The 4,355-nt window shown below is 70.4% G+C and carries 5 protein-coding genes and 1 tRNA gene; all 6 read right to left on the reverse strand.

Annotation, left to right across the window (positions count from 1 at the left end; all coding sequences use genetic code 11):
• Positions 1-5: 5 nt before the first annotated feature.
• A tRNA-Met gene (locus tag K2X24_RS11470) sits at positions 6-82 on the reverse strand.
• A gap of 111 nt (positions 83-193) precedes the next feature.
• Positions 194-1,435 (reverse strand): tryptophan synthase subunit beta, encoded by a 1,242-nt coding sequence (gene trpB, locus K2X24_RS11475; protein WP_292498017.1) that lies wholly within the window; start codon positions 1,433-1,435, stop codon positions 194-196.
• Between the two features lie 187 nt (positions 1,436-1,622).
• Positions 1,623-2,264, reverse strand: a complete 642-nt coding sequence (locus K2X24_RS11480; protein WP_292498020.1) for a phosphoribosylanthranilate isomerase — start codon at positions 2,262-2,264, stop codon at positions 1,623-1,625.
• A gap of 29 nt (positions 2,265-2,293) precedes the next feature.
• Positions 2,294-2,668 (reverse strand): LapA family protein, encoded by a 375-nt coding sequence (locus K2X24_RS11485; protein ID WP_238277150.1) that lies wholly within the window; start codon positions 2,666-2,668, stop codon positions 2,294-2,296.
• Between the two features lie 40 nt (positions 2,669-2,708).
• Positions 2,709-3,020, reverse strand: a complete 312-nt coding sequence (gene ihfB, locus K2X24_RS11490) for an integration host factor subunit beta (RefSeq protein WP_238277152.1) — start codon at positions 3,018-3,020, stop codon at positions 2,709-2,711.
• A 47-nt stretch (positions 3,021-3,067) separates the two neighbouring features.
• A complete protein-coding gene (gene sppA, locus K2X24_RS11495; protein ID WP_292498024.1) occupies positions 3,068-4,054 on the reverse strand; it encodes a signal peptide peptidase SppA in 987 nt (328 codons plus the stop codon).
• Between the last annotated feature and the right edge of the window lie 301 nt (positions 4,055-4,355).

Consider the following 4,355-nt stretch of genomic DNA (forward strand, 5'->3'; position numbering starts at 1 on the left):
AAACTTGGTAGCGAGGGAGAGATTTGAACTCCCGACACAAGGATTATGATTCCTCTGCTCTAACCAGCTGAGCTACCCCGCCAAACCGCGGCCGCCGAAGATCGTGGCCGCGATGAGATCGGCGGTATAGGGAAACGCGCGGTGGGGTGTCAACGGGGTTGGGACCGGGAAAATGACCGGTCCCGCGCCGGGCTCAGAGTTGGGTCCCCAGGATCTCGGCGACCTGGGGGATGTCCTTGTCGCCGCGACCGCACAGATTGACGACGAGGAGATGATCCTGGGGCTTCTGCGGCGCCAGTTCCCGCACCTTGGCGAGGGCGTGGGCCGGCTCGAGGGCCGGGATGATGCCCTCCAGCATCGAGCACAGCTTGAAGGCGTCGAGGGCTTCCTGATCCGTCGCCGAGAGGTAGGTGACGCGGCCGGCCTCGTGCAGCCAGGCGTGCTCGGGGCCGATGCCCGGATAGTCGAGGCCGGCCGAGATCGAGTGCGCGTCCGCGATCTGGCCGTCGGCATCCTGCAGCAGGTAGGTGCGGTTGCCATGCAGCACGCCTGGCTTGCCGCCCGACAGCGAGGCCGCGTGCAGGCCGCTGGAGATGCCGTGGCCCGCCGCCTCGACGCCGTACATCGCCACCTCGGGATCGTCGAGGAAGGGATGGAACAGGCCCATGGCGTTGGAGCCGCCGCCGATGCAGGCGACGAGGGAATCCGGCAGTCGGCCCTCCATCTCCAGCATCTGCTGCTTCGCCTCGCGGCCGATGATCGACTGGAAGTCGCGCACCATCGCCGGGTAGGGATGCGGGCCCGCCACCGTTCCGATGCAGTAGAAGGTGTCGGCCACGTTGGTGACCCAGTCGCGCAGGGCCTCGTTCATCGCATCCTTGAGGGTCCTGGTCCCGGACTGCACCGGCACCACCTCGGCGCCGAGCATCTTCATGCGGAACACGTTGGGCGCCTGGCGCGCCACGTCGACGGCGCCCATGTAGACCACGCATTTCAGGCCGAAGCGGGCGCAGAGGGTGGCGGTGGCGACGCCGTGCTGGCCGGCGCCGGTCTCGGCGATAATGCGGGGCTTGCCCATACGGCGGGCCAGCATGATCTGGCCGAGCACATTGTTCACCTTGTGCGAGCCGGTATGGTTCAGCTCGTCCCGCTTGAAGTAGATCTTCGCGCCGTTGCCGGGGGCGGCCTGCGCACGCAGGTGCTCCGTCATGCGCTCGGCGTAGTAGAGCGGGCTCGGCCGGCCCACATAGTGGGTCAGGTGGCTGTTCATCTCCGCCTGGAAGGCCGGGTCGGCCTTGGCGGCGGTGTAGGCCGCTTCCAGGTCGAGGATCAGCGGCATCAGAGTCTCGGCCACGAAGCGGCCACCGAAAATGCCGAAGCGGCCGCGCTCGTCCGGGCCGTTGCGGAACGAGTTCGGAGGGGGGGCGATGGTCACGGGCTTGGTCCTCGGAATCGGGTGCGCACGGTTGAGCGATGCGCACGCGGGAATCGGATTTCGCGTTTGGCGACACGCCTAGACCCGCGTGGGGTGCGGCGACAATGCGGCCAACGCGCCGGATCGCGGATTCAGGGCGCTTTCCGGGCCGAAAGCAAGGGGTGGGCGCCGCGGACGCCTGGCCCCGTCAGCCGCGCGCGGCGGCGATGAAGGCCGCGATCCGCTCCGGCGATTTCTCGCCCGGCCGGACCTCCACGCCCGAGGAAACGTCCACCGCCCGGGCGCCGGTGCGGGCCAGCGCCGCCGCGACGGTGTCGGGGGTGAGCCCGCCCGAAAGCATGTAATCCGCCGGGAGGCGGGCGCCGTCGAGGAGTTCCCAGTCGAAGCTATGGCCGTTGCCGCCGGGCAGGGCCGCCTCCGGGGGCGCCTTGGCGTCGAGGAGGATGCGGTCGGCCGCACCCGCGTGGGCGGCCACGGAGGCGAGGTCCGCCGCGGTGGCGATGCCGATGGCCTTCATCACCCGGCGGCCGGTCGCCGTGCGGATGGCCGCCACGCGCTCGGGGGTCTCGTGGCCGTGGAGCTGGATCCATTCGGGGTCCAGGGCTGCGGCGGCGGCGGCCACCAGGGCGTCGTCCGGGTCGACGAGAAGCAGCACCCGCTCGGCTCGGCCCCGCGCCTGCGCCGACAGCGCGCGGCCGACCTCCAGGCTCATGTGGCGGGGGCTCTTCGGGAAATGCACGAAGCCGACGAGGTCGGCGCCGGCGTCCAGGGCGGCCTCGAGGGTCTCAGGCGTGCTGAGCCCGCAGATCTTGATCGCGATGGCGGACATACGCGGACGGGGTTTCGAGGCGGTCGCCGTCAGCGCGGCGCCGGGAGGGCGACGCGGTCGGAGGCGTTGCGGTAGATGCCGTTCGGGCCCTCGTTGGCCGGCGGCGGGGCGTAGGTTTTCAGGCGGGCGGTCTCGCCCTCCAGGCGGCGGATCTCGCGACGGCGCTCGGCGCTGGTGCGGCGGGTGCTCGCCTGACCGAGCCAGGCACCACAGCCACCGAGGAGGACCCCCAATGCCACCGCGATGAACATCAGGAGGTAGAGCGGCAGAGTGGCGCTGAAGACCGGCATGTCAGGCGAGAGGGGATCGAACGACACCCGCACCGCGTCGCGGTTGGCCACCGCAAAGGCGACCACCAGGATCGCCACGGGAAGCAGCACCAAACCTTTGAGGAAGCGGATCATCGCGTGGAACTCCGACGGTAGGGAACGAGGCGGCGGCCGATCAGGAAGCAGATGCGCCCGCGTCGCCGATGCCCGCCTCGTTGAGGCGCAGGCGCATCTCCTTGCCCGTCTTGAACACGGGGATCGCCTTCTCGGAAACGGCAACGGCCGCACCCGTGCGCGGGTTGCGCCCGCGTCGCGCATCGCGGCGCTTGACCGAGAACGCGCCGAAACCGCGCAGTTCGACCCGGTCGCCCCGGGCGAGGGCATCCGCGATGGTGTCGAGGATCGCGTTCACGAGAGTCTCGACGTCGCGCTGGTAGAGGTGCGGGTTCTGCTCGGCGATCTTGAGCACGAGCTCCGACTTGATCATGCGGCGGCCTTCACGAAGTCATGCACGAGGGTGTTGGGCCGGCGTCCTCAGCGGGTGGCATCCGCGGGGCCGGGGCGCCAGAGCACGAGGAGGCCGCCCTGAGCGAGGCCCGCCGTCTCGTCGCCGACCTGGCGCAGGCGGGTGGCGAGACCATCGAGGCCGACCAGATCGGCCCCGAGCCCGAGGGCCGACCACAGGCGGAAATCGCTCTTGGCCGTGGGCTTCCAGTCCAGCACCGGCAGATCCTTGGTCACGCCGCGCTCCTTCTCGAGCCACGCGATGGCCTGCCGCTCGCCGCCGAGGTCGTCCACGAGCTTCAGGGGGACGCTCTGGCGCCCGCTGAACACGCGCCCGTCCGAGACCGTGGCGAGCTCCTTGTCGGTCATCTTGCGCCGGTCGGCCACGAGGCCCTTGAACCAGGCGTAGGTGTCGCCGACGACGGCCGCCAGCGCCGCGCGCGCCTCGGGCGAGGTGGGCGTGAAGCCCGACGGCTCGGCCTTGAGGGGCGCCGACTTCACGGACTCGACCTTGACCCCGACCTTGTCGAGGAGGCCCGACAGGTCCGGATACTGGAACAGGACGCCGATCGAACCGACGAGCGCGGTCTCGCGCGCCACGATGTGGTCGGCGGCGATCGCCGCGATGTAGGCGCCGGACGCGGCGGTGCCGTCGACGAAGGCCACCATGGGCTTCTTCTCGGCGAGTGCGCGCAGGTTGCGGTAGAGTTCCTCGGAGCCCGTGGTGGTGCCGCCGGGCGACGAGATCGAGACGACGACCCCGCGCACGGAATCCGCGTCGCGGACCCGCTCGATCAGCTTGGTGGTGGATTCGCTGCCGGCGATGAAGCCGCCCACCGAGATCCGGGCGATCTGCGGGCGCACGCTGCCGAGGGTGAGGGCCTCGCCGCCGCTGCGGACCCGCAGGCCGACCGCGCCCACGGCCACTACGAGGCCGCCGATGCCCAGGACGCGCCAGAGGGAGAGCTTGCGGCGCAGGCGCCGACGATCGATCAGAAGTTCGGCATCCGCGGCCATGCGCTGGTTACGCTCCCTCGCGCGCCGGCTCGGCCGGCTGATTCTGTCCGGACTGGCGGTCCGGCACCCACCCGATGACGGCGGCGGGCGAACCTTGTCCCACACTCCCGGCCGATTTGCACCAAGCCTTTGGCACGTCTCGCGTCCTTTGAGGAAACGCAGGGCCGGTCACTGTCAGGGATCGTGTTCTAGCGCTGCATCGCGGCGACCGGCAAGGGGGGAGCAAGGCCCCTCCCCACCGGTCTCGACGCAGCGTGCGGAGGAAACGCGGAGACGAAAAAGGATGGGTCATTGGGCTCCC

It is taken from the genome of Methylobacterium sp., from assembly GCF_019750675.1.
Taxonomy (GTDB): Bacteria; Pseudomonadota; Alphaproteobacteria; order Rhizobiales; family Beijerinckiaceae; genus Methylobacterium.

Coding starts and splice junctions, on each gene's coding strand:
- K2X24_RS11480 (WP_292498020.1), bottom strand. CDS start 2,264: ATGTCCGCCATCGCGATCAAGATCTGCGGGCTCAGCACGCCTGAGACC.
- K2X24_RS11485 (WP_238277150.1), bottom strand. CDS start 2,668: ATGATCCGCTTCCTCAAAGGTTTGGTGCTGCTTCCCGTGGCGATCCTG.
- ihfB (WP_238277152.1), bottom strand. CDS start 3,020: ATGATCAAGTCGGAGCTCGTGCTCAAGATCGCCGAGCAGAACCCGCAC.
- sppA (WP_292498024.1), bottom strand. CDS start 4,054: ATGGCCGCGGATGCCGAACTTCTGATCGATCGTCGGCGCCTGCGCCGC.